Genomic DNA, 19,337 nt, shown 5'->3' on the forward strand with positions numbered 1-19,337 from the left:
ACAAATTTTACTTTTTATCGCTTGATCGTCAGAATGTATAAGTCTAGCTGAATAAACATTCCATGTTTAAAAATCAACCATTATTAGCATTATGCTCGGAATAAAACTTATTTAAGGGACACTCCATGTTTCTGACAATTGTACTGCTCATAACCGGGTTGATTTTACTGGTGTATGGTTCCGATAGATTAGTTTATGGTGCGGCCGTTTTTGCCCGTGCTATGCAAATACCCCCTTTTATTGTCGGCTTGGTTATTATGGGAATAGGAACCTCGCTGCCAGAACTAATGGTATCTGTCACGGCCATTTTAGATGGGCAACCAGACATGGCCATAGGCAATGCCATTGGTTCTAATATTACTAACCTGTTGTTAATTACGGGAGCCGCAGCTTTCATTCGGCCAATCAGGGTAAGATCTGAAATTCTGCGACAAGAAGTTCCCCTAATGTTAGCGATCACCGCATTTGCAGGATATTTGCTGTCCAATGGATACCTGAGCCGACTGGATGGTATCCTGTTAGTGCTTGCAGCCCTCATCTTTATTTCACTGATGATAAAGATGACCGCTTTCTCCCCAAATAATGGGGTTGATAGCTATACCCAAGAACGAAATTCAGAATTGCCTGTCGAAGGCAACAAAGGAATTGCGCTTCTTTGGGTTGTTCTGGGGTTAATTATTCTTCCCATTTCTACCCGCATGGTGATTGATAATGCAACCGTTATTGCACGTATTTATGGTGTTAGCGAACTGGTGATTGGCCTGACAATGCTTGCTGTGGGAACCAGCTTGCCTGAACTTGCCACTGCTATTGCTGCGGCCATCAAAGGTGAGAATGACATGGCAATGGGCAATATTATTGGCTCGAACGTATTCAATGCCACTCTTGTCTTGGGTATTCCAGTCATACTTTCTCCCAGTGCTTTTTCACCGCAAGCATTTTCCCGTGATTTTTGGGTCATGATGGCAGCAAGTATACTATTTACGGTATTTTGTCTGGGAAGAAAGCATAGATTGAACCGATTGAACGGCATCTTGCTACTAAGCTGTTTTATCACTTATTTTGTCGTACTTTTTGTTTCTAATTATTACGGTACTCAGTAATTGCCGATTGAATGGGAAAAGAGTGGGAAATAAAAATGCCTAAAATCGATTTTCAGCAAGCAGGTAAGCAAGTATTACATATTGAACTTGAAGGGCTGGTCGGCCTGGAACAATACATTAATGACGATTTCAGCCAAGCTTGTGAATTAATGTTTGGTTGTGAAGGAAAAGTCATTGTGATGGGGATGGGCAAATCCGGTCATATTGGGCGAAAAATCGCTGCGACATTTGCCAGCACCGGTACACCTTCGTTCTTTGTCCATCCTGGTGAAGCCAGCCACGGTGATCTGGGCATGGTAACAGCAAAAGACATCGTGCTAGCTATTTCCAACTCCGGTGAATCAAATGAAATTCTAGCGTTAATTCCCGTACTCAAGCGACAAAAAGTCCCGCTCATTTGCATGACAAATAATCGCAACAGCAACATGGGCAAAGCCGCAGATATCCACTTATGCATTAAAGTCCCACAAGAAGCCTGCCCATTGGGATTGGCTCCCACAACCAGCACCACCGCAACACTCGTCATGGGAGATGCATTAGCCCTTGCACTTTTGCAAGCCCGTGGCTTTACTGCTGAAGACTTCGCCCTTTCCCATCCTGGTGGATCACTCGGACGCAAACTTTTGTTACTGGCCAGTGACTTAATGACCACAGGTAATGACATTCCCCGTGTTCCTCGTACAGCGACCCTACGTGAGGCTTTGGTGGAAATCACCCGCAAAAAATTGGGTATGACGGTGATTTGTGATGATGACATGCAGATCAATGGTATTTTTACCGATGGCGATTTGCGCCGTGTTTTCGATATGGGTATCGATTTAAACAACGCAAAAATTTCTGATGTCATGACTGCCAGCGGCATCCGCATCAAACCCAATGCACTGGCGGTGGATGCCCTAAACCTGATGCAATCACGCCATATTACCTCGCTATTGGTCACAGAAGGTGACAAATTACTTGGTGTGCTACACATGCATGATCTTTTGCAGGCTGGTGTTGTGTAGTCCGGTCTTGTGTAAAGCAAGTAAACTGATACAAACAAGCATGATATAAATCTTAAGAGAATTTCTTAATGAGTCAAAAAGAGTACCTGGATACCTGTTATGGCCCAGTTAATAAAACAATTATCGAAAAAGCCCGTCAAATCCGTCTTTTGATTTGTGATGTTGATGGCGTGATGTCTGATGGGCTTATCTACATGGGCAATGAAGGCGAAGAACTGAAAGCCTTTAACGTTCGTGATGGTTATGGCATCCGTTGTTTAATCACCTCCGGTATTGAAGTCGCCATCATCACTGGCCGCAAAGCGAAATTGCTGGAAAATCGGGCAGAAACCCTAGGTATTACACATCTTTACCAAGGACAACACGATAAGGTTTTGGCGTATAAGCAACTGTTGGATAAACTAGCGTTGCAGCCAGAGCAGGTCGCCTATATTGGTGATGACCTTATTGACTGGCCTGTCATGGCACAAGTTGGATTATCTGTTGCAGTTGCTGATGCCCATCCTTTACTGTTGCCAAAAGCAGATTATGTAACTCAGATTGCCGGCGGCCGCGGTGCAGTCAGGGAACTTTGTGATTTGGTGCTCTTCGCTCAGAATAAGCTCGAAGATGCCAAAGGGTTATCCATATAAATTAAAATTGAAAAAAGAATGAGCAAAATTCAATCCTGGCTGATCGCAATACTGGCACTGATCGCGCTTGCGCTGATCGGCTGGAATTTCTCGAATGTAAATAATGATGATACCTCATCAGCCGTTGTGGATGATAATTATCCGACTTATCAAACACAGGAAGCCATCACTTTTGTCTATGATCCGGCAGGTAAGCTCACTTACAAGCTGGTTGCTGACGATGTTAAAAACTATACAGAAGCCAAACTGACCTGGTTTACCAACCCTGTATTGACAACATTTGACCCTAATGGCCCCCCTGGAACCCCGTTAGCGACATGGACAGTACGCGCCAACAAGGCCAAACTGACCCAAGATAAGATGCTCTATCTGTACGGGGATGTCCAAGTGGATAGCCTGAACGATGCGTCACAATTGCAGCGGATCACAACAGACAATGCGATCGTCAATCTGATAACTCAAGACGTCGCATCCGATGACCGAGTCACTCTTATCGGTGTCGGTCTGAAATCTGTTGGCATGAAAATGCGGGGCAATCTGCGAAACAAAACTGCTGAACTGATTGAAAAGGTGACCACTCAATATGAGATTCCACATGAACAACCTAATCCGTAATTCCGTTATTGCTAGTACACTTTTTGCTGTCAGCCTGCCCGTACTGGCCTTAAAAGATGATACAAAAAAACCCATTACCATTGACTCAGAAAGACAGTCGCTGGATTTAACAGGAAACATTGCCACATTTACGGATAATGTTAGCGTAAAACAAGGCTCGATCGACATTCATGCAGATAAAGTTGTTGTTACCCGCCCTGAAGGGGATTCTGATAAGACAGTTATTGAAGCATTCGGTAATCCTGCCACTTTTTACCAATTACAAGATGATGGTAAGCCCCTCAAAGGTCATGCATTAAAGATGCGCTATGAGATGGATAAAGAGCTGGTCACCCTGACGGGGGACGCCTATCTTGAACAGCTAGACAGCAATATCAAAGGCGATAAAATCACTTATCTGGTACCGACACAACAAATGGAAGCCTTTAGCGATAAAGGTAAATATGTCACCACCGTCTTGTTACCTACCCAGCTACAAGAAAAAGGCCCAGGTGTTAACGGCGCTGACGCTCAGAAAAAGGGTAAATAACGACTGATGGCAATACTAAACGCAGAAAATCTGGCGAAAGCCTATAAAGGCCGTAAGGTCGTTGAAAACGTCAGCCTAAACGTGAAATCAGGGGAGATTGTTGGTTTACTTGGCCCCAATGGGGCAGGTAAAACCACTACTTTCTATATGGTGGTTGGCATTGTTCCACGTGATGCTGGTTCTATCACCATTGATGAAGAAGATATCAGCCTGCTGCCCTTGCATGAACGGGCACGCCGCGGAATAGGTTACTTGCCTCAGGAAGCTTCCATCTTCCGTCGTTTGAGTGTATTCGACAATTTGATGGCGGTACTGGAGATCCGCAAAGACCTGACTCAAGAACAGAGAAAAGTGCGTGCAGAAGAGTTGATGGAAGAATTTCACATCTCTCACCTGCGTGATAACCTTGGACAATCACTTTCCGGTGGTGAACGCCGTCGTGTAGAGATTGCCCGTGCACTGGCCGCCAATCCCAAATTCATTCTGTTGGATGAGCCTTTTGCCGGCGTTGACCCCATTTCCGTACTGGATATTAAAAAGATCATTCAACACCTGCGGGATTACGGGTTAGGTGTACTGATTACTGACCACAATGTCCGTGAAACACTGGATGTCTGTGAACGTGCTTATATCGTCAGCCAGGGGCATTTGATTGCCCATGGTACCCCGAATGACATTCTGAATAACGAGCAGGTCAAACGCGTCTATTTGGGTGAAGGTTTCCGCCTTTAACTCTTATCCTTCTATCAGGTGCGATTCAAGGAACTATCCAAGCTAGATTAAGGAGAAAGTGGTAACGCTATGAAGCAAAGTTTGCAACTCAGGCTCAGTCAGCAATTGACGATGACGCCACAACTCCAGCAAGCCATCCGTTTGTTGCAACTATCTACGCTGGAGCTTCAGCAAGAGATTCAGCAAGCTTTGGAAACCAACCCACTGCTTGAGCAGGATGACCTGCATCAAGAAGTGGAAAATCAGGCGCTTTCTGATGCCGACACTGAAGTCATGGATACCCGTGAAGCACTTGAACAGAGGGATATGCCGGAAGAGCTACCACTGGATGCCAGTTGGGATGAAATTTACACCGCTGGCACACCTTCAGAGACTAACAGTGATTATAGCGCTGATGATTTCCCCGTCTATCAGGGAGAAACCACTCAAACCCTGCAAGATTATCTAATGTGGCAGGCAAGATTGACTCCATTTACCGAAACAGATGCTGCTATTGCCACTTCAATCATTGACGCAATTGATGACACCGGATACCTGACCATTTCTATCGAAGAGATCCTTGCCAGTATTGGCGATGATGAGCTGGCGTTGGCAGAGGTCGAAACCGTTCTCAAACGCATACAACATTTTGATCCGATCGGCGTTGCTGCCCGTGACTTACGCGAATGTTTGCTTATCCAGCTTTCCATACTGCCGCCAGAGACACTTTATCTAAAGGATGCCAAACTTATTGTCAGCAACTATCTGGCACTACTGGGTAACCGAGACTTCCGTAATTTATTACGTCAGAGCAAATTAAAAGAGAGTACCCTGAAAGGGGCAATTGATATCATTCAATCACTGGAGCCAAAACCTGGTCTGGTAGTGAATACCGGTGAATCCGAATATGTTATTCCAGATGTATTGGTACAGAAAGAAGATAGAAGCTGGCAAGTCAGGCTAAATACCGATAGCATCCCCCGTCTGCGCATCAACCAACACTACGCAGCACTGGGACAACGAGCCAACAATGAGAGTGACAGCCTGTTCATACGCAATAACTTGCAAGAGGCCAAATGGCTGCTCAAGAGCCTCGAAAGCCGTAATGAAACATTGCTGAAAGTCACCCGCTGTATTGTTGAACGACAACAAGATTTTTTTGAATATGGTGAGGAACACATGAAACCAATGGTACTGGCTGATATTGCCTATCAGGTTGACATGCATGAATCCACCATTTCCCGCGTGACGACCCAGAAGTACTTGTATAGTCCACGAGGGATCTTTGAACTTAAATATTTTTTCTCCAGTCACGTCAACACCGACAGTGGCGGTGAAGCTTCTTCTACCGCGATACGTGCTCTGGTGAAAAAACTGGTCGCGGCAGAAAACCCGGCCAAGCCACTGAGTGACAGTAAATTGACCAGCATACTCGCTGAACAAGGTATTCAAGTCGCTCGCCGGACTGTCGCAAAATATAGAGAGTCGTTATCCATCCCGCCTTCAAACCAGCGTAAAAAACTGGTTTGAACAACCCAGAGAAGGAAAACACTATGCAACTCAAAACCATGCAACTCAATGTTACAGGTCACAATATTGAAATCACCGATGCACTGCGCAACGTTGTGAACACCAAATGCGGCAAATTGAATCAATATTTCGATAAAATTAACCTCATCCAGGTCATCCTCCGAGTGGAAAAGGTGCAAAGGATCGCTGAAGCTACGGTGTATGTTAATGGAGGTGAGTTGCATGCAAGCTCAGAACATGAAGACATGTATGCGGCAATTGATATATTAGTAGATAAGCTAGCGCGTCAATTGACCAAACATAAAAGTAAATTGAGACAACATTAATCGCTTTTAGGCAACGGGGCTGTCATAAAATTATCACTGTTCTATCTATAACATCTTCTATAACGCCCTATAATACTATGTACTTAGTGCGATCTGTAGATCGGTTTTAGAGCAGTGTATTAATACCGGATGCCTCATCAGGCATCTGGTATAACAAGGCCCTAAGTGAATAAAGAAATGAACAACGAAACAGATTTACCACTAAGCTCAGTGCTTTCATCCGAATGTACACGCAACAACGTACCTTGTTCGAGTAAAAAGCGCGCCTTAGAGATTATCAGTGAGCTGGCATCAAAACAGCTTGGCGTGCCGGAAAATACCGTATTTGAGGCTATTCTTTCGCGTGAAAAAGTAGGCACAACAGGAATTGGTAACGGGATTGCGATCCCTCACGGCAAATTGAATAAAGAGTGCTCGGATAATGCTGTTGGAGTATTTTTGCACCTGGAACAACCCATTACCTTTGACGCTATCGATAATCAACCTGTTGACTTGCTGTTTGCTTTATTGGTGCCGTCAGACCAGTGTCAAACCCATTTACACTCACTATCATTGATTGCAAAGCGCCTTGCAGATAAAAATCTCTGCCGTCGCCTGCGCTCAGCGCAAAGTAATGAAGAACTCTATAAAATTATTACTGAATAAATAGCGATTATAATTATAAACATTTAGGGGGAGTCACCTCATGGTGCTGATGATAGTCAGTGGTCGTTCAGGTTCTGGGAAATCCGTTGCTTTACGTGCACTGGAAGATATGGGCTTCTATTGCGTAGATAATCTACCCGTTGTGTTGCTGCCAGAATTGGCAAACACACTGGCCGAACGTGATATTTCGGCTGCGGTTAGCATTGATGTCAGAAATATGCCGGAGTCGCCAGAAGTTTTTGAAGAAGCGCTAACGCAGTTGCCTGAACGTTTTTCACCACAGTTACTGTTTCTTGATGCGGATCGTAATACCCTGATCCGCCGCTATAGTGACACGCGCCGTTTGCATCCACTCTCCAGTAAGAACCTGTCACTGGAAAGTGCAATTGACCAAGAAAGCGATTTACTTGAACCCCTGCGCTCACGCGCAGATTTGATCATTGATACATCTGAAATGTCCGTACACGAACTGGCAGAAATGCTCAGGACACGTCTATTAGGCAAGCGGGAACGAGAATTGACCATGGTGTTTGAATCCTTTGGCTTCAAGCATGGTATTCCCATCGACGCAGACTATGTTTTCGATGTGCGTTTCCTGCCAAATCCGCATTGGGACCCGAAATTACGCCCGATGACCGGTTTGGATCGCCCCGTGGCAGCGTTTTTGGATCGCCATACAGAAGTTCATAATTTTATTTATCAAACCCGTAGCTATCTTGAGCTTTGGCTACCTATGCTGGAAACCAATAACCGCAGCTATCTGACTGTCGCTATTGGTTGCACAGGCGGTAAACACCGTTCAGTCTATGTAGCAGAACAGTTGGCTGATTATTTTCGTTCCCGTGGCAAAAACGTGCAATCACGCCACCGCACACTGGAAAAACGCAAATAATACGAATAACACAAGCCATGACAGTCAGACAACGACTTGAAATTAAAAATCGACTCGGGATGCATGCTCGGCCTGCGATGAAACTGCATGATTTGGTACAACAGTTTCAATCAGAAGTGATTCTGCGCAACAGCAGTAACTTACAGGCCGAGGCCCGTAGCGTCATTGCCATGCTAATGCTGGATTCTGAACAAGGCAGCCATATTGACGTTGAAGTCAACGGGCCGGATGAACAGCAAGCGTTGGCGGCCATTATCGAACTCTTCAACGCAGGATTTGACGAAGAGTAACACGTTCCTTGTGACTGTTCCCCGCCCTATCGGCAATGCTCCCCACTTCACTGGCCGCTGCTTGTGCGTGACAAGTCTGACCAGATGTTTCCCCTGCTTCTTTAGCTTTGTATTCGAGCTTCGTCACAAAGCTGTTCCATCCCGCATCAGCAATATGATGAGCCAGTCTGCGGTTTTTGAGCACATTGGTTGTTTTCAGTGTCTCAACTATCACCGCTTGGTTATTCGTTAATAAGTTGTCGGGACAATTTGTGCTGAAAACTCGCACGGGCATTGGTCACTTTTTCATGGCAATGGGGGGTATCCCATATTGCAAAAAAGAAACCTCTTTCTATCTGATTATACAGAGCAGACAGTTAGAGAGCTCTTCAGCGTGGCATGCCATTGATCCTATTTTCAAGGTAAATGCAAAATCAGTGATTAAAACTAACTAAAGATAAAAAATCATTAATATAATCTGCTTATTAAATGTAATGAACCACAAAGAATGAGAAACAAAGATTAATAGGGAATTTGTCAAAATAAACGGGATTTCGCGGATATAAATTCAAGTAATTCACGGAGTTGGGATGTGAGTTATAGAACGGCTTCGACTTCTCGTGCAGACTTACCAAAATGAGAAAAATTTTGAACTATACTTTTTTGATTCACTTGTTTTGGTAAATGTAGGGCTTGCACGATCATCTGTTTAAATCATCTTTAAATATCTTTTAACTAATGGGCCGCCTAGCCCATTAGCTGGCTTTGCTTTTTCCGCTTAAATGGCGGTCAGTATCCTTTTGCTCTTCTTCTCGGATAGATTCCAAAAATCTCTGGCGTTGCTCATCCGTCAATGAATCGTACATGCGAGCGACGAATAGAGCATGATTAGATATAGACTGGTCTTCTGGCGATTGTTCTTGTTTACTGTCTGTCGGTAATACTTGTAGTAACGAAGCAAGACCCAGCCTTACAACTCGAGCAATGATTGCGTCTCTTTCGTCTGGAGTCATCCTATGTAGAAATTCTAACCAAACCTTTTCTTGTGTCTCCGTAACGTGCTCTGGGATTTCCTTTAATTCAGGAACACTATCTACATTACTACCATTTGCCAGCCATTCAATTGATACTTCGCATTTTTCTGCGAGCAAAGCTAGCTTATCTAAAGATGGATATGTTTTACCCGATAAATAAGTTCTTATCGCAGCTTCCGATATACCACATCTTTTAGCTAAGCTATTACCAGATTCATTTCCCATGGCTTGTCTGAGCCTATCCTTAAACTGTGTTATTTTATTTCGTATAAAAACACGATTCATACTTTTGTCATTACTTGCGTTTTTTTCTTTGTCATTCATTGAAATTACTAGCTCCTGCCTTTGATTTACACTTGCGAATAAAAACACGAATTAATCTTGACTTCGTATTTTTATGCGAATATATTTATACCTGTACAGATAATCTTCGATGATTATCGGAACCGATAAATATTATAAGGATCGCATGATGTCGTTAATCTCGCAAGAAGACGTAGATTGGCACCGCGCAGATATCCGCGCGGCATTAGAAAAACGTGGCACAAATTTACGCACACTATCGATAGCAGCAGGTCTGGCCGCTGATACATTGCGTAATGCATTAGTCAGGCCCTGGCCTAAAGGAGAAAAAATTATTGCTCAGGCTATTGGGGTTGAACCTGCAGTTATCTGGCCAAGCCGTTATTCAAAACAATAGAAACAGTAAGGGTGGGACATGGATATTTGGGTTACAGCACAAGAGTGTATCGGGCTACCGAATTTACCAACGGCCCCTTTTAACATCTCTAACCGTTTAAAAAAACTCGCAACTGACGATATGGTCAGGAAGCGTGAAGGCTCTAAGGCGTTTGAGTTTCACATTAGCTGCCTGCCACCTGTTGCCCGTGCCGCGGTATTGAAAAAGCAAGGCGTGATCGAAGTTGCAGGCAATCCGATTGAGATAAAAAAACGCCAGACCGAAACTTATTCCCGCGAGTTGCTTTGGCAGGGCTGGAACAACGCCAATGAAAAGCAGCGTGGAAAAGCACGCGAACGTTGTGAGGCAGTCATCGCCGTGGCGGAATTACTGGACAGTGGCATTGATACGCTGACCGCATTTGATTCCGTGGGGGAAGCCCTGAAGATTGCGCCGGCGTCTGTCCGTCGTTGGTACTACCAGGCCAAGCCGTTTGACCGTTCGGACTGGCTGGCAGCGATGGTCAGCCAGCATGGTCATAGTTTGTCGGCGCGCCGGAAGAAAGAAGCAGAGTGCAGCCCGGCGGCCTGGGATTTCTTTCTGGCCGATTATTTGCGCCCTGAGCAGCCGGCATTGCGGACTTGCTATGCCCGCCTGACAGAAGCGGCGACAGCACAGGGTTGGATAATCCCCAGCCTGTCATCCCTCCGCCGGAAGCTGGAGCGTGAAGTGCCTGCCGAGCAGGTGGTATTGCTACGCGAGGGAGAACACGCCCTGATGCGGTTATACCCTGCGCAGGAGCGTACCGTACTGGATTTGGAGGCGATGGAGTGGATCAACGGGGACGGCTATCAACATAACGTGTTCGTGCGTTGGTTTAATGGTGAAGTCATTCGTCCCAAGACGTGGGTCTGGCAGGATATCCGTACCCGCAAGATCTTATCCTGGCGTACTGATGTATCTGAAAACAGCGACAGCATTCGTCTGGCTCTGGCTGATGTGGTTGAGAAATACGGTATCCCCAGACACGTCACCATTGATAACACGCGAGCCGCCGCCAACAAATGGATGACGGGCGGTGTACCCAACCGTTACCGCTTCAAGGTGAAGGAGGATGACCCTAAAGGCATTATCCCATTATTGGGTATCCAACTGCACTGGACCAGCGTGCTGTTTGGCCGGGGTCATGGTCAGGCCAAACCAGTTGAACGTGCATTTTCCCACGGCGGACTGGGGGAAGTGGTTGACCGCCATCCGGCACTGGCGGGTGCGTATACAGGCCCTAACCCTATGGCAAAGCCGGATAATTATGGTGACCGGGTGGTTGATGCCGAAACCTTTTTACAGGTACTGGCGGAGGGTATCGCTTTCTGGAACCGGCAACCGAAGCGGGATACTGAAGCCTGTCAGGGTGTCCTGTCTTTTGATGCCGCCTTTGAACAGAGTTATCAGGCCAGTGCTATCCGTAAGGCGACGGCAGAACAACGTCACTTACTCTTGTTACCTGCCGAGGCGGTCACGGTGAACAATGGTGCCTTTACCCTGAATGCCGGCGGCAAAATTGCATCACGCAAGAACCGTTACTACCACGAGCAGTTGCTGGGCATTAAACCTCATAAAGTGGTCATCCGGTTTGATCCGCAATCACTGCATGAATCTGTCCTGTGTTACACACTGGATGGCCGTTTTATCTGTGCTGCCCAGTGTATTGAAAAATCAGGCTTTGGTGATACTCAGGCGGCCCGTGAGCATGTCCGCAACCGGACACGCTTTGTCAAACGGACGAAAGAGGCTGCCACAGCGCAGCGCCGCATGACTGCGCTGGAAGTGGCAGAACTGATGCCGGAAACCGTGGCACCTGAACCGCCTGAAACCCGCGTTGTTGAGATTTACAGATCAGCGGGCAATACCGTCCGTCGTGAGCTTGTCGATCTGCACGCCGAGACAGAAAACGATTACGACTACGCCTTTGAAAATGCCGTCGCCCAGTTACATCAACAACAGCAGAAAAACACGATTTAGGGGGAATTATGAGCAACATTATTGAATTGACACCGGCACAAACAGCACAAGCCGATATCCGTGCCGCCATTAGAAATGTGGTCGAGAACGACGGGCTGACCTATAGCAACATCGCCCGTGAAAGTGGTATCTCAGGCACGGCGCTGTCCCAGTTTATGAATGACAGTTATCGGGGTAACAGCGATAGCATTGCCAGCAAACTGTCGGTCTGGCTGGAAAACCGCATACGCCGTGCCAGTGAGATGCCGTCAGCGCCGGATTTTGTCGAAACTAAAACCGTCAGGCAGATTTGGAGTGCCCTGCAATATGCCCAGATAGCCCAGTGTATCAGTGTGATCTATGGCAGCCCGGGCGTGGGTAAGACCCAATCACTGCAACAGTTTGCCAACGAGCGTCCTAATGTCTGGCTGATTACCGTGTCACCTTCCCGTGCCAGCCTGAGCGAATGCCTGTATGAACTGGCGCTGGAACTGGGCATCGGTGACGCACCACGCCGTGCGGGTCAGTTGGGGCGTGCCGTTCGCCGCAAGCTGCGCGGAACATCCGGCTTACTCATTATTGATGAAGCCGATCACCTTGATTATCCCGTACTGGAAGAGCTGCGCATTTTGCAGGAAGACACCGGCATCGGGTTGGCTCTGGTGGGTAATCATCAGGTGTATTCCAAGCTGACAGGGGGAAATTCCCGTAATGTAGACTTTGCCCGTCTGTTTAGCCGTATCGCCAAGAAAGTGGCGATCCTGAAAACCAAAAAAGATGATGTGCAGGCGATATCGGCGGCGTGGGGATTGGGGCAACAAGAGCGTGCACTGGTTCAGCAACTGGCAGAACGCCCGGGCGCATTGCGCACAGTTTCCCATACCTTGCGGCTGGCGGCCATGTTTGCCACAGGGGCTAATGAAGCATTGACGGAAAAACACATTCGTGCCGCTGTCAAAGATCTGGAGGGGACGACATTATGAACCGCAATTGCTTAGCGCAGGCATTTACGTGTGCCGGACTGGCTATTGATGCGCTTACCGCCCGCGGGTTTACTGTCATCAGTGTTGTGATACGTGACAGCGCACCACGTATTCACATTGCCCGTCATACGCTATGTGAACATTTAATTCAGAATGGTAAGGCGAGTTATCGGCACCTTAGCCGTTACAGTCGGCAGGGCTGGTTTACTCACCACGGTTGTCAGGTTTATTGGTCGGAATCTTTACATTAAGGAGAGCAATATCATGGCAGTAAAAATTGAGATCTTAATTACCAGTGAGTCAGGTGAATTAAAACATGAGGTTATCGCCAGTGGTCCTGCGGGTGAATATACCCATCAGGAATATCAAGCCGCGATGCGCTTATCAGATGTGTTAGGTCAGCACTTGACTCATGGCGGGCATGGATTGGTGATACATCAGGTACCCTCACGGTACAACATTCACTAACCATTAACTCTAATATTTCGAAAAGGTAAAATAATGTTAATGATAACAAAACAATTTACAAATCAAATCGCACCGGAAGGCTACTGGATTGATGCGAAAGGCGTGCTGACTCCGGTGGAAATCATCAAAGAAATCGACTTTGAACGTGATCATCTGGTGGGCGAAATTGTGAGACACGCCATCAGCGTGAATGAAGCACTGCATGAACTAAAATTACGAGCCTTTGGCGATATTCAGGCCTTCATTGATCTCTCTGCTGAGAAATACGGTGCTGTCAAAGGCGGTAAAAAAGGCAACGTAACTTTATATAGCTATGACGGCCGCTACAAAGTTCAGCGCGCCATGCAGGATAGGATAGCCTTTGATGAACGTTTGCAGGCCGCGAAGATATTGATTGATGAATGCCTGGCTGACTGGACAGAAGGTGCAAAACCGGAGATCCAGACGCTGATTAACCAGGCGTTTATCACCGATAAAGAGGGCGATATTAACACCGGGCGCGTGCTGGCGCTGCGTCGTCTGGGTATTGATGATGAGCGCTGGGTACAGGCGATGATGGCGATTGGCGAAGCGCTGCAAATTGTGGGCAGTAAGTCCTATCTGCGTGTCTATGAGCGCGTCGGTAGTACAGACCAGTTTCGCCCCATTGCTCTCGATATTGCGGGGGTGTGAGATGGACGAACATATCCATAAAAACCGTGCACGCAATCACTATGCTGCCTACTCATCCGTTGCCGCCCATGCAGAACGCAATACCGATTATCTGAATGCAGCAATGCTATGGGATAACGCGGCTCATCATGCCCGCAGTACAATGACCCGCAATTGGGCAGAACGGCGCAGCGCATTTTGTCAAAACGCCGCCACCAGGGAATGGGGAAAGCCGGATGAAAGCGCCGCAGTTTAACCAGCGTTTCCCGATAGGGCACTGTTTTATCTATCAGCCTAACCGGGTTTTACGGGGCGGCCGGATCGTCAGAACGATTGAGCGGGCGCAGGACTTAAATAATATGACCGTGGTGGAAATCAGTACCGAACCTTATTTAGTCCGAATTGAACATTTAACACTGGCTTAATGTAACAAACTGAAAATTAATGATTTTTAAAAATGGCGTAAATCTGCCAGGGGCTGGCTTACGCCAAAATTCTGATAAGGCGCTATTTATGAACATTGATGACATTGATTTAACGTTATTAAAACAAGAAGTTGTTGATTGGCATGAAGCCGTAAATGAACACTGTGATTTATTAATAGAGCATGCTGATAAGAAAATGGATTTACAAATTGGTGAAACTTTTCAATGTAGCACTCTCGAAGAACAACGTGCATTCAAAGTTGGTGTTCTTCTTGCAAAGGCTCAATTTAGGGATTTGCCCTTCAGGACAGAACAGGAGGAAGATCATGATTAAGATTAAACAGCTTTCACTGGTTACCGCCATTGCAAAAGAGATTAGTCACCAACAGCCTGGCATCACCATCAATCAGGAACAGTTAAATACCCTCATTACCGCAGCCAATAATATCTGTGCGGCATTTGAACAACCTGAAACCCCAGAGCGCGATCTCTGTGATAGCGGCAATGACTGGCCGCGCGGTGGTTGCCAGACTGGCTGTGTAGCTTATAAGTGAGGTGGTTAATGACTAGCCAACAACTTATTCGCCTCATTCATATCGCCAAAACCCAACTTAAATTGGATGATGAAACTTACCGTGCGGCGCTAGTTGCCGCGACGGGCAAATCATCTTGCCGTGGAATGGCGTATGCTGAATTAAAAACCGTCTATAACGCCTTCGTCGAACGCGGATTTAAACGCCGTTTTAAACGGGATCACCAACGGGTTAAACCCCAATTAAACGGTCAAACCAAAGCACCGGAAATTGCCAAGATTCGTGCCATCTGGATCACTATGCACCAGCAAAAATTTGTGATTGATGGCTCTGAAACCGCACTTAACCAGTTTGTCCAGCGTCAGACGGCCAAAATCAATGGGGGTGTCGGTGTGGCCGAAGTGGGCTGGCTTGATGCATCACTGGCCTGTCAGGTTTTGGAGTCCCTGAAACAGTGGCACGGTCGGCTCATGTTGGGAGTGATGCACGTGCGAGGTCAGCACCTGCCGGAACGGCGGGGGTATGATGCCTTGTGTGATGCGTACAATATGGGGAAAGTATGATGAAAATTGGCCGCTGCCCAATCTGCCATTCCGATTTTCACCTGGATGCCATTTTTGAAGATGATGCCAGCCGGCAATTGCTGGCTAAACTCACCGATTTACCCGGTGGTTGTGCCAGACCGTTGGTAGCTTATATCGGCCTCTTTCGTCGGGAGAAAAATAATCTGTCCAATAGCCGGGCATTGAAGCTGGCGGAAGAAGTGCTGGCAATATACTCCGCCAATCGGGTATTGGGCCACGCGCTCAGTGAAACCGTTGAACGTATGCGGGAGAAACGGGCACAAGGCGATAATAAGCCATTAACCAACCATAACTACCTGAAAATTGTTTACCAGTCATCAGAACAGTTATTTGCTCAAGGCAGTAATATCAATGCCAGGGAAAAGAAACAATTATCAGGATCTGATAGTCGTGATGCCTATTTTAAACAAATGCAGCAATATGGTGTTGATTTGGCTACACTATCGGGTGGCAAAGAGTGGTTAGAACAACAGAAAGGAGGGATAAATGGAGAGTGAACTGAGTAGTTTCTTCTTTACATTGATACCGATTGCGGCGGCGTTCTGGGTCTATTTTGATGCGTACCATAATCGGATTGGCACATACCGTGATGAACTAAACCGACTCCGCGGGCATTCGCCAGTCTGGTGGGGAACGTTGACCTTATTATTGTTAATTATCTTTCTTCCTTTATACCTGATTCAGCGGAAGGCATTGCTGGAAATAGCGAAAGAGCACCCCGCTAACAGTGATATGAGCATTGGGATCTTAGTTATGTCAATACTGAGTGGACTGATGATCTGGTATTACAACTTTAATTATTAATGGCTTGACAATATGAGAAATCTACCCCTCTTTGCCGAGAGTCATGACGAATTAGGCCAGCTATTAGATCAGCTGGATACTATCCCAGAGGCAGAGTTACAGACTCGCTGGCCTCAGTTACTGGCGGATATGGTGGATCTGTTCAGTACCGAACTACAGCGGCAGGGCTACGATGAACCCGCCGCCCGCAGGTCGGCCAGTAAACTGGTCGGTTCGCTGGCGCATTACTATGGCGGCCGTGCTGTCTATCTGCCAACGGGTGAGACATTAAAAGCGGCACTGCGGGATAACCAGTTATTCAGTGACTGGAGCCGTTCCCGCGGTAATGTAGATGTATTAGCCCGAAAATATTCCCTGACCCACTCGACCGTTTATGCGATACTGCGCCAACAGTTAACGCTGCACCGTAAACGCTACCAGCCTGAACTGTTCGACTAAGACCAACCCGCTGCGGCGGGTTTTTTGTTTGATACCCCACAAACCCAATCTTTCTCACTAAAAACCGATGATGAGCTACCCATTATTGACAGGTCGCCATCATGACTCACCCTACCTACAGCGTCGCGTTTCTTCATGCCATTCATTACCTGCTGCCTGTTGAAGGCGGTTATGTCAATGCCCCCCATGACCGGGGCGGTGAAACCCAATACGGCATCAGCCAACGCAGTTATCCCCAACTGGATATTCGTGCATTAACCCAGGCAGACGCGACTGCGATCTACTATCGGGATTTCTGGCAGCCGGCAGGTTGCGAACGCGTCCCGTCCGGGATCTCACTGGTGTTGTTTGACAGTGCCGTTCAGCATGGCGTGGTCTCGGCTATCCGGTTATTACAACGTGCAGTGGGCGTGCGTGATGACGGCATCTTGGGCAATCAAACCCTCGGTGCTATTGCCGCCACCGCACCGGATTATCTGTTACATCGTGTGATGAACCAGCGTGCCCGCTACTATGCCCAGATTATCGCCCGCAATCCCCTGCAACAACGGTTTTTGAATGGGTGGTTCAATCGATTGGATCATCTCATTCAGGCTGCACTGGAGGTGATGTGATGTTGCCGCCGCCTATTCCTGAACTGTTGTTACAAAAGCAGATCCCGGCGCTGCGCAATCCACGCTATTACAGCATTTATCAGAGCGGGCGTGAGCGCTGTTTACAGCAAGCGCTGGCCGGAAACGCTATCAGTCAGGTTCCGCTGTACAGCCATAACGCCACGTACCAGTCCCTATTCAGTCAAGGCTGGGCATCGGTCAATGCGCAAGATATCCGTCTGGCAAAAGCGGCAGGTATGTCATGTTGACCTTACTTAAGCAATTGATCACCAACCCGGCTACCGGGCGTTTTTCGACATCTGACACCACGTTGTTTGGGGCCTGGGTCGCCAGTACCGTCGTTCTGCTCTGGTCGGCACTGTCAGGCCAGCTTTCCGAATGGCTGTTCGTCGGCTATCTGGCTGCCTGGGTGACCCAGAATCAGGCCTCCAAACAGGCAGCCATTAAACGGGATAAGGAGATCGGTCTATGAATGTTATCTACCGCTATGGTCTGACCGCGATGGTCAGCGCTGCACTGGGCGGGGGAATGGCTGCGTGGTGGGTGGACAAATCCATGCAATCTGCCGTGGATGCGGAGATCCAGAACCGTCAGGCCGCAGAGCTGACCTTCTATCAGTCACAAAAAGCGTTGGCTGAGTTAAATGCGGCCGCCCTCCATCAACTGGTGACAGAACAACAGGCACAATTACAGAAAAATGCAGACTTATCTAACAAAGTGTATGCTGCGCTGGCGGGGTTATCCCAGACGGCCAAACGCATTGAAAACCAAATTCCAGCCGCCCTGGCCCGTGATGGGGTGGGTTATAACGGCCTTGGCCCTGACGGGTTGCAGCTCTACCAACGCGCCTTCGGTTACGGTCACCCCACCGTTGATCGTGACAGCCTGTCCGGTGATCCCCGCGCCCCTGCTGCAACTGCCCCCCAAACCCACGCCGCCCCGGTCAGGGACACCCGCTGCCCTGCTGGTCCATGCCAGCCAGTACGGTCAGTGGAGTCAGGCACTGGCACACCAGTTGCGGGCCATTCAGCGCTGGGCGGCACAACAACAGGAACGGCACCATGAGCAGGCTGATAGATAAAGCGTGTGCGCTGGAACAATGGCATCGTGAACGGGCGCTGAGGGTACATTTTCAGCGCCCGGCACAGGCAGGCAACGGGGTTTGCTTCGACTGTGGCGAGGCCATTGATCCGGCCAGGCTGGCTATCAACCCGGCCTTTGAACGGTGTATCGGGTGCCAGGAACATAGCGAATCCCGGGAGAAACATGCTGGACGTTCTTAGAGAAAACTGGGCGATGGTCTGGGCGGCTGCCACCACGGCCTTTAACGTCATTCTGGTGCTGCTCAGTAAAACCTACGCCAAACGTGATGAGGTGGAGGTCCTTAAGATGCAGGTTCGTCAACTGGAAACTTCACTGTCTACGTTACCCAACCGGCAGGAACTGCACAACCTGCAACTGGAAATTGCCCAATTGCGCGGTGATCTCAGTGCGGTGTTACCGGAATTACGTCAATTGCGCAATTTAAGTGATTTGTTATTACAGAACGAATTAAAGGAAAAAAGCTAATGTCAGCCATGCGTGAAATCTTAACTGCTGACCAGCGGCTGGTGCTGCTGCGTTCGCTCACCGAATGTGGTGGTGATGCCAATGAATCGGTGTTACAAACGTGCCTGGATGCCTACGGCCACCGTATCAGCCGTGATGGGGTGCGCTCGCACCTGAGCTGGCTAGCAGAACAAGGGCTATGTGCCCTCAACGATGTCGCCGGTTGTCTGGTGGCCACCCTGACCGGCCGCGGGGCTGACGTCGCCGAGGGGCGTAGCACCGTACCCGGTGTCAAACGCCCGCGCCCACGGGGGTAATG

33 protein-coding genes and 1 pseudogene are annotated in these 19,337 nt (G+C 47.9%); 32 read left to right on the plus strand and 2 right to left on the minus strand.

From position 1 onward, the window contains the following. Nucleotides 1–125 precede the first annotated feature (125 nt). From Xentx_RS12600 to npr, 11 genes are all read left to right on the plus strand, one after another. Nucleotides 126–1,103: a calcium/sodium antiporter gene (locus Xentx_RS12600; RefSeq protein WP_074020581.1), complete on the plus strand. Its 978-nt coding sequence runs from the start codon at nucleotides 126–128 to the stop codon at nucleotides 1,101–1,103. A 35-nt stretch (nucleotides 1,104–1,138) separates the two neighbouring features. Then, nucleotides 1,139–2,107 carry an arabinose-5-phosphate isomerase KdsD gene (kdsD, locus tag Xentx_RS12605; protein WP_074020582.1) on the plus strand — a complete coding sequence of 323 codons (969 nt, stop codon included), beginning with the start codon at nucleotides 1,139–1,141 and terminating at the stop codon, nucleotides 2,105–2,107. A 68-nt stretch (nucleotides 2,108–2,175) separates the two neighbouring features. Then, nucleotides 2,176–2,739, plus strand: coding sequence for a 3-deoxy-manno-octulosonate-8-phosphatase KdsC (gene kdsC / locus Xentx_RS12610; RefSeq protein ID WP_074020583.1), 564 nt, complete (start codon nucleotides 2,176–2,178; stop codon nucleotides 2,737–2,739). An 18-nt stretch (nucleotides 2,740–2,757) separates the two neighbouring features. Continuing rightward, nucleotides 2,758–3,354 (plus strand): LPS export ABC transporter periplasmic protein LptC, encoded by a 597-nt coding sequence (gene lptC / locus Xentx_RS12615; RefSeq protein ID WP_074020584.1) that lies wholly within the window; start codon nucleotides 2,758–2,760, stop codon nucleotides 3,352–3,354. Then, nucleotides 3,335–3,883, plus strand: a complete 549-nt coding sequence (gene lptA / locus Xentx_RS12620) for a lipopolysaccharide ABC transporter substrate-binding protein LptA (RefSeq protein ID WP_074020585.1) — start codon at nucleotides 3,335–3,337, stop codon at nucleotides 3,881–3,883. The genes lptC and lptA overlap by 20 nt, the downstream gene beginning before the upstream one ends. A gap of 6 nt (nucleotides 3,884–3,889) precedes the next feature. Beyond that, the gene (gene lptB / locus Xentx_RS12625) at nucleotides 3,890–4,615 is read left to right on the plus strand and encodes an LPS export ABC transporter ATP-binding protein (RefSeq protein WP_074020586.1); all 726 of its coding nucleotides are present in this window, start codon (nucleotides 3,890–3,892) and stop codon (nucleotides 4,613–4,615) included. 69 nt (nucleotides 4,616–4,684) lie between these two features. Continuing rightward, on the plus strand, nucleotides 4,685–6,124 hold the full coding sequence (gene rpoN, locus Xentx_RS12630) for an RNA polymerase factor sigma-54 (protein WP_074020587.1): 1,440 nt from the start codon (nucleotides 4,685–4,687) through the stop codon (nucleotides 6,122–6,124). 38 nt (nucleotides 6,125–6,162) lie between these two features. Beyond that, the gene (gene hpf, locus Xentx_RS12635) at nucleotides 6,163–6,450 is read left to right on the plus strand and encodes a ribosome hibernation promoting factor (RefSeq protein WP_074020629.1); all 288 of its coding nucleotides are present in this window, start codon (nucleotides 6,163–6,165) and stop codon (nucleotides 6,448–6,450) included. 177 nt (nucleotides 6,451–6,627) lie between these two features. Continuing rightward, nucleotides 6,628–7,095 (plus strand): PTS IIA-like nitrogen regulatory protein PtsN, encoded by a 468-nt coding sequence (gene ptsN / locus Xentx_RS12640; RefSeq protein WP_074020588.1) that lies wholly within the window; start codon nucleotides 6,628–6,630, stop codon nucleotides 7,093–7,095. Nucleotides 7,096–7,135: 40 nt separating this feature from the next. After that, nucleotides 7,136–7,987, plus strand: coding sequence for an RNase adapter RapZ (gene rapZ, locus Xentx_RS12645; protein ID WP_074020589.1), 852 nt, complete (start codon nucleotides 7,136–7,138; stop codon nucleotides 7,985–7,987). 17 nt (nucleotides 7,988–8,004) lie between these two features. Next, nucleotides 8,005–8,277 carry a PTS phosphocarrier protein NPr gene (gene npr / locus Xentx_RS12650; RefSeq protein WP_074020590.1) on the plus strand — a complete coding sequence of 91 codons (273 nt, stop codon included), beginning with the start codon at nucleotides 8,005–8,007 and terminating at the stop codon, nucleotides 8,275–8,277. A gap of 67 nt (nucleotides 8,278–8,344) precedes the next feature. Here npr and Xentx_RS12655 read toward each other — a convergent pair. Both Xentx_RS12655 and Xentx_RS12660 read right to left on the minus strand, forming a co-directional pair. Continuing rightward, a pseudogene (locus Xentx_RS12655) lies at nucleotides 8,345–8,567 on the minus strand (IS200/IS605 family accessory protein TnpB-related protein); the annotation flags it as partial. Nucleotides 8,568–9,011: 444 nt separating this feature from the next. Next, nucleotides 9,012–9,614, minus strand: a complete 603-nt coding sequence (locus tag Xentx_RS12660; protein WP_074020591.1) for a helix-turn-helix domain-containing protein — start codon at nucleotides 9,612–9,614, stop codon at nucleotides 9,012–9,014. A 148-nt stretch (nucleotides 9,615–9,762) separates the two neighbouring features. On the opposite strand from Xentx_RS12660, the gene Xentx_RS12665 reads away from it, so the two are divergent. From Xentx_RS12665 to Xentx_RS12765, 21 genes are all read left to right on the plus strand, one after another. Beyond that, nucleotides 9,763–9,990 (plus strand): helix-turn-helix domain-containing protein, encoded by a 228-nt coding sequence (locus Xentx_RS12665; RefSeq protein ID WP_074020630.1) that lies wholly within the window; start codon nucleotides 9,763–9,765, stop codon nucleotides 9,988–9,990. A gap of 18 nt (nucleotides 9,991–10,008) precedes the next feature. After that, the gene (locus Xentx_RS12670) at nucleotides 10,009–11,991 is read left to right on the plus strand and encodes a transposase domain-containing protein (protein ID WP_074020592.1); all 1,983 of its coding nucleotides are present in this window, start codon (nucleotides 10,009–10,011) and stop codon (nucleotides 11,989–11,991) included. An 8-nt stretch (nucleotides 11,992–11,999) separates the two neighbouring features. Then, nucleotides 12,000–12,953 (plus strand): AAA family ATPase, encoded by a 954-nt coding sequence (locus Xentx_RS12675; protein WP_074020593.1) that lies wholly within the window; start codon nucleotides 12,000–12,002, stop codon nucleotides 12,951–12,953. Further along, nucleotides 12,950–13,204, plus strand: coding sequence for a hypothetical protein (locus tag Xentx_RS12680; RefSeq protein ID WP_074020594.1), 255 nt, complete (start codon nucleotides 12,950–12,952; stop codon nucleotides 13,202–13,204). Before Xentx_RS12675 ends, Xentx_RS12680 begins: the two co-directional genes overlap by 4 nt. A gap of 13 nt (nucleotides 13,205–13,217) precedes the next feature. Then, nucleotides 13,218–13,421 (plus strand): hypothetical protein, encoded by a 204-nt coding sequence (locus Xentx_RS12685; RefSeq protein ID WP_074020595.1) that lies wholly within the window; start codon nucleotides 13,218–13,220, stop codon nucleotides 13,419–13,421. A 33-nt stretch (nucleotides 13,422–13,454) separates the two neighbouring features. After that, a complete protein-coding gene (locus Xentx_RS12690; protein ID WP_139292491.1) occupies nucleotides 13,455–14,093 on the plus strand; it encodes a DUF3164 family protein in 639 nt (212 codons plus the stop codon). Between the two features lies 1 nt (nucleotide 14,094). Further along, nucleotides 14,095–14,328: an ANR family transcriptional regulator gene (locus Xentx_RS12695; RefSeq protein WP_074020596.1), complete on the plus strand. Its 234-nt coding sequence runs from the start codon at nucleotides 14,095–14,097 to the stop codon at nucleotides 14,326–14,328. Continuing rightward, nucleotides 14,309–14,497: a hypothetical protein gene (locus Xentx_RS12700; RefSeq protein ID WP_074020597.1), complete on the plus strand. Its 189-nt coding sequence runs from the start codon at nucleotides 14,309–14,311 to the stop codon at nucleotides 14,495–14,497. The genes Xentx_RS12695 and Xentx_RS12700 overlap by 20 nt, the downstream gene beginning before the upstream one ends. Nucleotides 14,498–14,516: 19 nt before the next feature. Further along, entirely contained in the window at nucleotides 14,517–14,831 is a 315-nt protein-coding gene (locus Xentx_RS12705; protein ID WP_074020598.1) for a hypothetical protein, read from the plus strand. Beyond that, complete coding sequence (locus tag Xentx_RS12710; RefSeq protein ID WP_074020599.1) at nucleotides 14,824–15,051, plus strand: hypothetical protein; 228 nt, start codon at nucleotides 14,824–14,826, stop codon at nucleotides 15,049–15,051. Before Xentx_RS12705 ends, Xentx_RS12710 begins: the two co-directional genes overlap by 8 nt. An 8-nt stretch (nucleotides 15,052–15,059) precedes the next feature. Then, on the plus strand, nucleotides 15,060–15,593 hold the full coding sequence (locus Xentx_RS12715) for a gp16 family protein (RefSeq protein ID WP_074020600.1): 534 nt from the start codon (nucleotides 15,060–15,062) through the stop codon (nucleotides 15,591–15,593). After that, nucleotides 15,590–16,111: a hypothetical protein gene (locus Xentx_RS12720; protein ID WP_244149859.1), complete on the plus strand. Its 522-nt coding sequence runs from the start codon at nucleotides 15,590–15,592 to the stop codon at nucleotides 16,109–16,111. The genes Xentx_RS12715 and Xentx_RS12720 overlap by 4 nt, the downstream gene beginning before the upstream one ends. Then, the gene (locus Xentx_RS12725; RefSeq protein WP_074020601.1) at nucleotides 16,101–16,418 is read left to right on the plus strand and encodes a hypothetical protein; all 318 of its coding nucleotides are present in this window, start codon (nucleotides 16,101–16,103) and stop codon (nucleotides 16,416–16,418) included. The genes Xentx_RS12720 and Xentx_RS12725 overlap by 11 nt, the downstream gene beginning before the upstream one ends. A gap of 12 nt (nucleotides 16,419–16,430) precedes the next feature. Beyond that, entirely contained in the window at nucleotides 16,431–16,856 is a 426-nt protein-coding gene (locus Xentx_RS12730; RefSeq protein WP_074020602.1) for a Mor transcription activator family protein, read from the plus strand. Between the two features lie 101 nt (nucleotides 16,857–16,957). Next, on the plus strand, nucleotides 16,958–17,470 hold the full coding sequence (locus Xentx_RS12735) for a glycoside hydrolase family 108 protein (protein ID WP_074020603.1): 513 nt from the start codon (nucleotides 16,958–16,960) through the stop codon (nucleotides 17,468–17,470). Beyond that, nucleotides 17,470–17,718 (plus strand): hypothetical protein, encoded by a 249-nt coding sequence (locus tag Xentx_RS12740; protein ID WP_074020604.1) that lies wholly within the window; start codon nucleotides 17,470–17,472, stop codon nucleotides 17,716–17,718. Before Xentx_RS12735 ends, Xentx_RS12740 begins: the two co-directional genes overlap by 1 nt. Further along, nucleotides 17,712–17,942, plus strand: a complete 231-nt coding sequence (locus Xentx_RS12745; protein WP_074020605.1) for a hypothetical protein — start codon at nucleotides 17,712–17,714, stop codon at nucleotides 17,940–17,942. The genes Xentx_RS12740 and Xentx_RS12745 overlap by 7 nt, the downstream gene beginning before the upstream one ends. Further along, complete coding sequence (locus tag Xentx_RS18560) at nucleotides 17,939–18,535, plus strand: hypothetical protein (protein WP_083600958.1); 597 nt, start codon at nucleotides 17,939–17,941, stop codon at nucleotides 18,533–18,535. The genes Xentx_RS12745 and Xentx_RS18560 overlap by 4 nt, the downstream gene beginning before the upstream one ends. Continuing rightward, the gene (locus Xentx_RS12755) at nucleotides 18,532–18,753 is read left to right on the plus strand and encodes a TraR/DksA C4-type zinc finger protein (RefSeq protein ID WP_074020606.1); all 222 of its coding nucleotides are present in this window, start codon (nucleotides 18,532–18,534) and stop codon (nucleotides 18,751–18,753) included. The genes Xentx_RS18560 and Xentx_RS12755 overlap by 4 nt, the downstream gene beginning before the upstream one ends. After that, on the plus strand, nucleotides 18,737–19,039 hold the full coding sequence (locus Xentx_RS12760; protein WP_083600961.1) for a DUF2730 family protein: 303 nt from the start codon (nucleotides 18,737–18,739) through the stop codon (nucleotides 19,037–19,039). The genes Xentx_RS12755 and Xentx_RS12760 overlap by 17 nt, the downstream gene beginning before the upstream one ends. A gap of 8 nt (nucleotides 19,040–19,047) precedes the next feature. Continuing rightward, nucleotides 19,048–19,335 (plus strand): VpaChn25_0724 family phage protein, encoded by a 288-nt coding sequence (locus tag Xentx_RS12765; RefSeq protein WP_074020635.1) that lies wholly within the window; start codon nucleotides 19,048–19,050, stop codon nucleotides 19,333–19,335. Nucleotides 19,336–19,337 lie beyond the last annotated feature (2 nt).

The sequence above is a fragment of the Xenorhabdus thuongxuanensis genome (assembly GCF_001908095.1).
Classification (GTDB): domain Bacteria; phylum Pseudomonadota; class Gammaproteobacteria; order Enterobacterales; family Enterobacteriaceae; genus Xenorhabdus; species Xenorhabdus thuongxuanensis.

Excerpts from the sequence above, each read along its gene's own strand:
- Xentx_RS12600 (WP_074020581.1), top strand. The coding sequence starts at position 126 with ATGTTTCTGACAATTGTACTGCTCATAACCGGGTTGATTTTACTGGTG.
- kdsD (WP_074020582.1), top strand. The coding sequence starts at position 1,139 with ATGCCTAAAATCGATTTTCAGCAAGCAGGTAAGCAAGTATTACATATT.
- kdsC (WP_074020583.1), top strand. The coding sequence starts at position 2,176 with ATGAGTCAAAAAGAGTACCTGGATACCTGTTATGGCCCAGTTAATAAA.
- lptC (WP_074020584.1), top strand. The coding sequence starts at position 2,758 with ATGAGCAAAATTCAATCCTGGCTGATCGCAATACTGGCACTGATCGCG.
- lptA (WP_074020585.1), top strand. The coding sequence starts at position 3,335 with ATGAACAACCTAATCCGTAATTCCGTTATTGCTAGTACACTTTTTGCT.
- lptB (WP_074020586.1), top strand. The coding sequence starts at position 3,890 with ATGGCAATACTAAACGCAGAAAATCTGGCGAAAGCCTATAAAGGCCGT.
- rpoN (WP_074020587.1), top strand. The coding sequence starts at position 4,685 with ATGAAGCAAAGTTTGCAACTCAGGCTCAGTCAGCAATTGACGATGACG.
- hpf (WP_074020629.1), top strand. The coding sequence starts at position 6,163 with ATGCAACTCAATGTTACAGGTCACAATATTGAAATCACCGATGCACTG.
- ptsN (WP_074020588.1), top strand. The coding sequence starts at position 6,628 with ATGAACAACGAAACAGATTTACCACTAAGCTCAGTGCTTTCATCCGAA.
- rapZ (WP_074020589.1), top strand. The coding sequence starts at position 7,136 with ATGGTGCTGATGATAGTCAGTGGTCGTTCAGGTTCTGGGAAATCCGTT.
- npr (WP_074020590.1), top strand. The coding sequence starts at position 8,005 with ATGACAGTCAGACAACGACTTGAAATTAAAAATCGACTCGGGATGCAT.
- Xentx_RS12660 (WP_074020591.1), bottom strand. The coding sequence starts at position 9,614 with ATGAATGACAAAGAAAAAAACGCAAGTAATGACAAAAGTATGAATCGT.
- Xentx_RS12665 (WP_074020630.1), top strand. The coding sequence starts at position 9,763 with ATGTCGTTAATCTCGCAAGAAGACGTAGATTGGCACCGCGCAGATATC.
- Xentx_RS12670 (WP_074020592.1), top strand. The coding sequence starts at position 10,009 with ATGGATATTTGGGTTACAGCACAAGAGTGTATCGGGCTACCGAATTTA.
- Xentx_RS12675 (WP_074020593.1), top strand. The coding sequence starts at position 12,000 with ATGAGCAACATTATTGAATTGACACCGGCACAAACAGCACAAGCCGAT.
- Xentx_RS12680 (WP_074020594.1), top strand. The coding sequence starts at position 12,950 with ATGAACCGCAATTGCTTAGCGCAGGCATTTACGTGTGCCGGACTGGCT.
- Xentx_RS12685 (WP_074020595.1), top strand. The coding sequence starts at position 13,218 with ATGGCAGTAAAAATTGAGATCTTAATTACCAGTGAGTCAGGTGAATTA.
- Xentx_RS12690 (WP_139292491.1), top strand. The coding sequence starts at position 13,455 with ATGTTAATGATAACAAAACAATTTACAAATCAAATCGCACCGGAAGGC.
- Xentx_RS12695 (WP_074020596.1), top strand. The coding sequence starts at position 14,095 with ATGGACGAACATATCCATAAAAACCGTGCACGCAATCACTATGCTGCC.
- Xentx_RS12700 (WP_074020597.1), top strand. The coding sequence starts at position 14,309 with ATGAAAGCGCCGCAGTTTAACCAGCGTTTCCCGATAGGGCACTGTTTT.
- Xentx_RS12705 (WP_074020598.1), top strand. The coding sequence starts at position 14,517 with ATGATTTTTAAAAATGGCGTAAATCTGCCAGGGGCTGGCTTACGCCAA.
- Xentx_RS12710 (WP_074020599.1), top strand. The coding sequence starts at position 14,824 with ATGATTAAGATTAAACAGCTTTCACTGGTTACCGCCATTGCAAAAGAG.
- Xentx_RS12715 (WP_074020600.1), top strand. The coding sequence starts at position 15,060 with ATGACTAGCCAACAACTTATTCGCCTCATTCATATCGCCAAAACCCAA.
- Xentx_RS12720 (WP_244149859.1), top strand. The coding sequence starts at position 15,590 with ATGATGAAAATTGGCCGCTGCCCAATCTGCCATTCCGATTTTCACCTG.
- Xentx_RS12725 (WP_074020601.1), top strand. The coding sequence starts at position 16,101 with ATGGAGAGTGAACTGAGTAGTTTCTTCTTTACATTGATACCGATTGCG.
- Xentx_RS12730 (WP_074020602.1), top strand. The coding sequence starts at position 16,431 with ATGAGAAATCTACCCCTCTTTGCCGAGAGTCATGACGAATTAGGCCAG.
- Xentx_RS12735 (WP_074020603.1), top strand. The coding sequence starts at position 16,958 with ATGACTCACCCTACCTACAGCGTCGCGTTTCTTCATGCCATTCATTAC.
- Xentx_RS12740 (WP_074020604.1), top strand. The coding sequence starts at position 17,470 with ATGTTGCCGCCGCCTATTCCTGAACTGTTGTTACAAAAGCAGATCCCG.
- Xentx_RS12745 (WP_074020605.1), top strand. The coding sequence starts at position 17,712 with ATGTTGACCTTACTTAAGCAATTGATCACCAACCCGGCTACCGGGCGT.
- Xentx_RS18560 (WP_083600958.1), top strand. The coding sequence starts at position 17,939 with ATGAATGTTATCTACCGCTATGGTCTGACCGCGATGGTCAGCGCTGCA.
- Xentx_RS12755 (WP_074020606.1), top strand. The coding sequence starts at position 18,532 with ATGAGCAGGCTGATAGATAAAGCGTGTGCGCTGGAACAATGGCATCGT.
- Xentx_RS12760 (WP_083600961.1), top strand. The coding sequence starts at position 18,737 with ATGCTGGACGTTCTTAGAGAAAACTGGGCGATGGTCTGGGCGGCTGCC.
- Xentx_RS12765 (WP_074020635.1), top strand. The coding sequence starts at position 19,048 with ATGCGTGAAATCTTAACTGCTGACCAGCGGCTGGTGCTGCTGCGTTCG.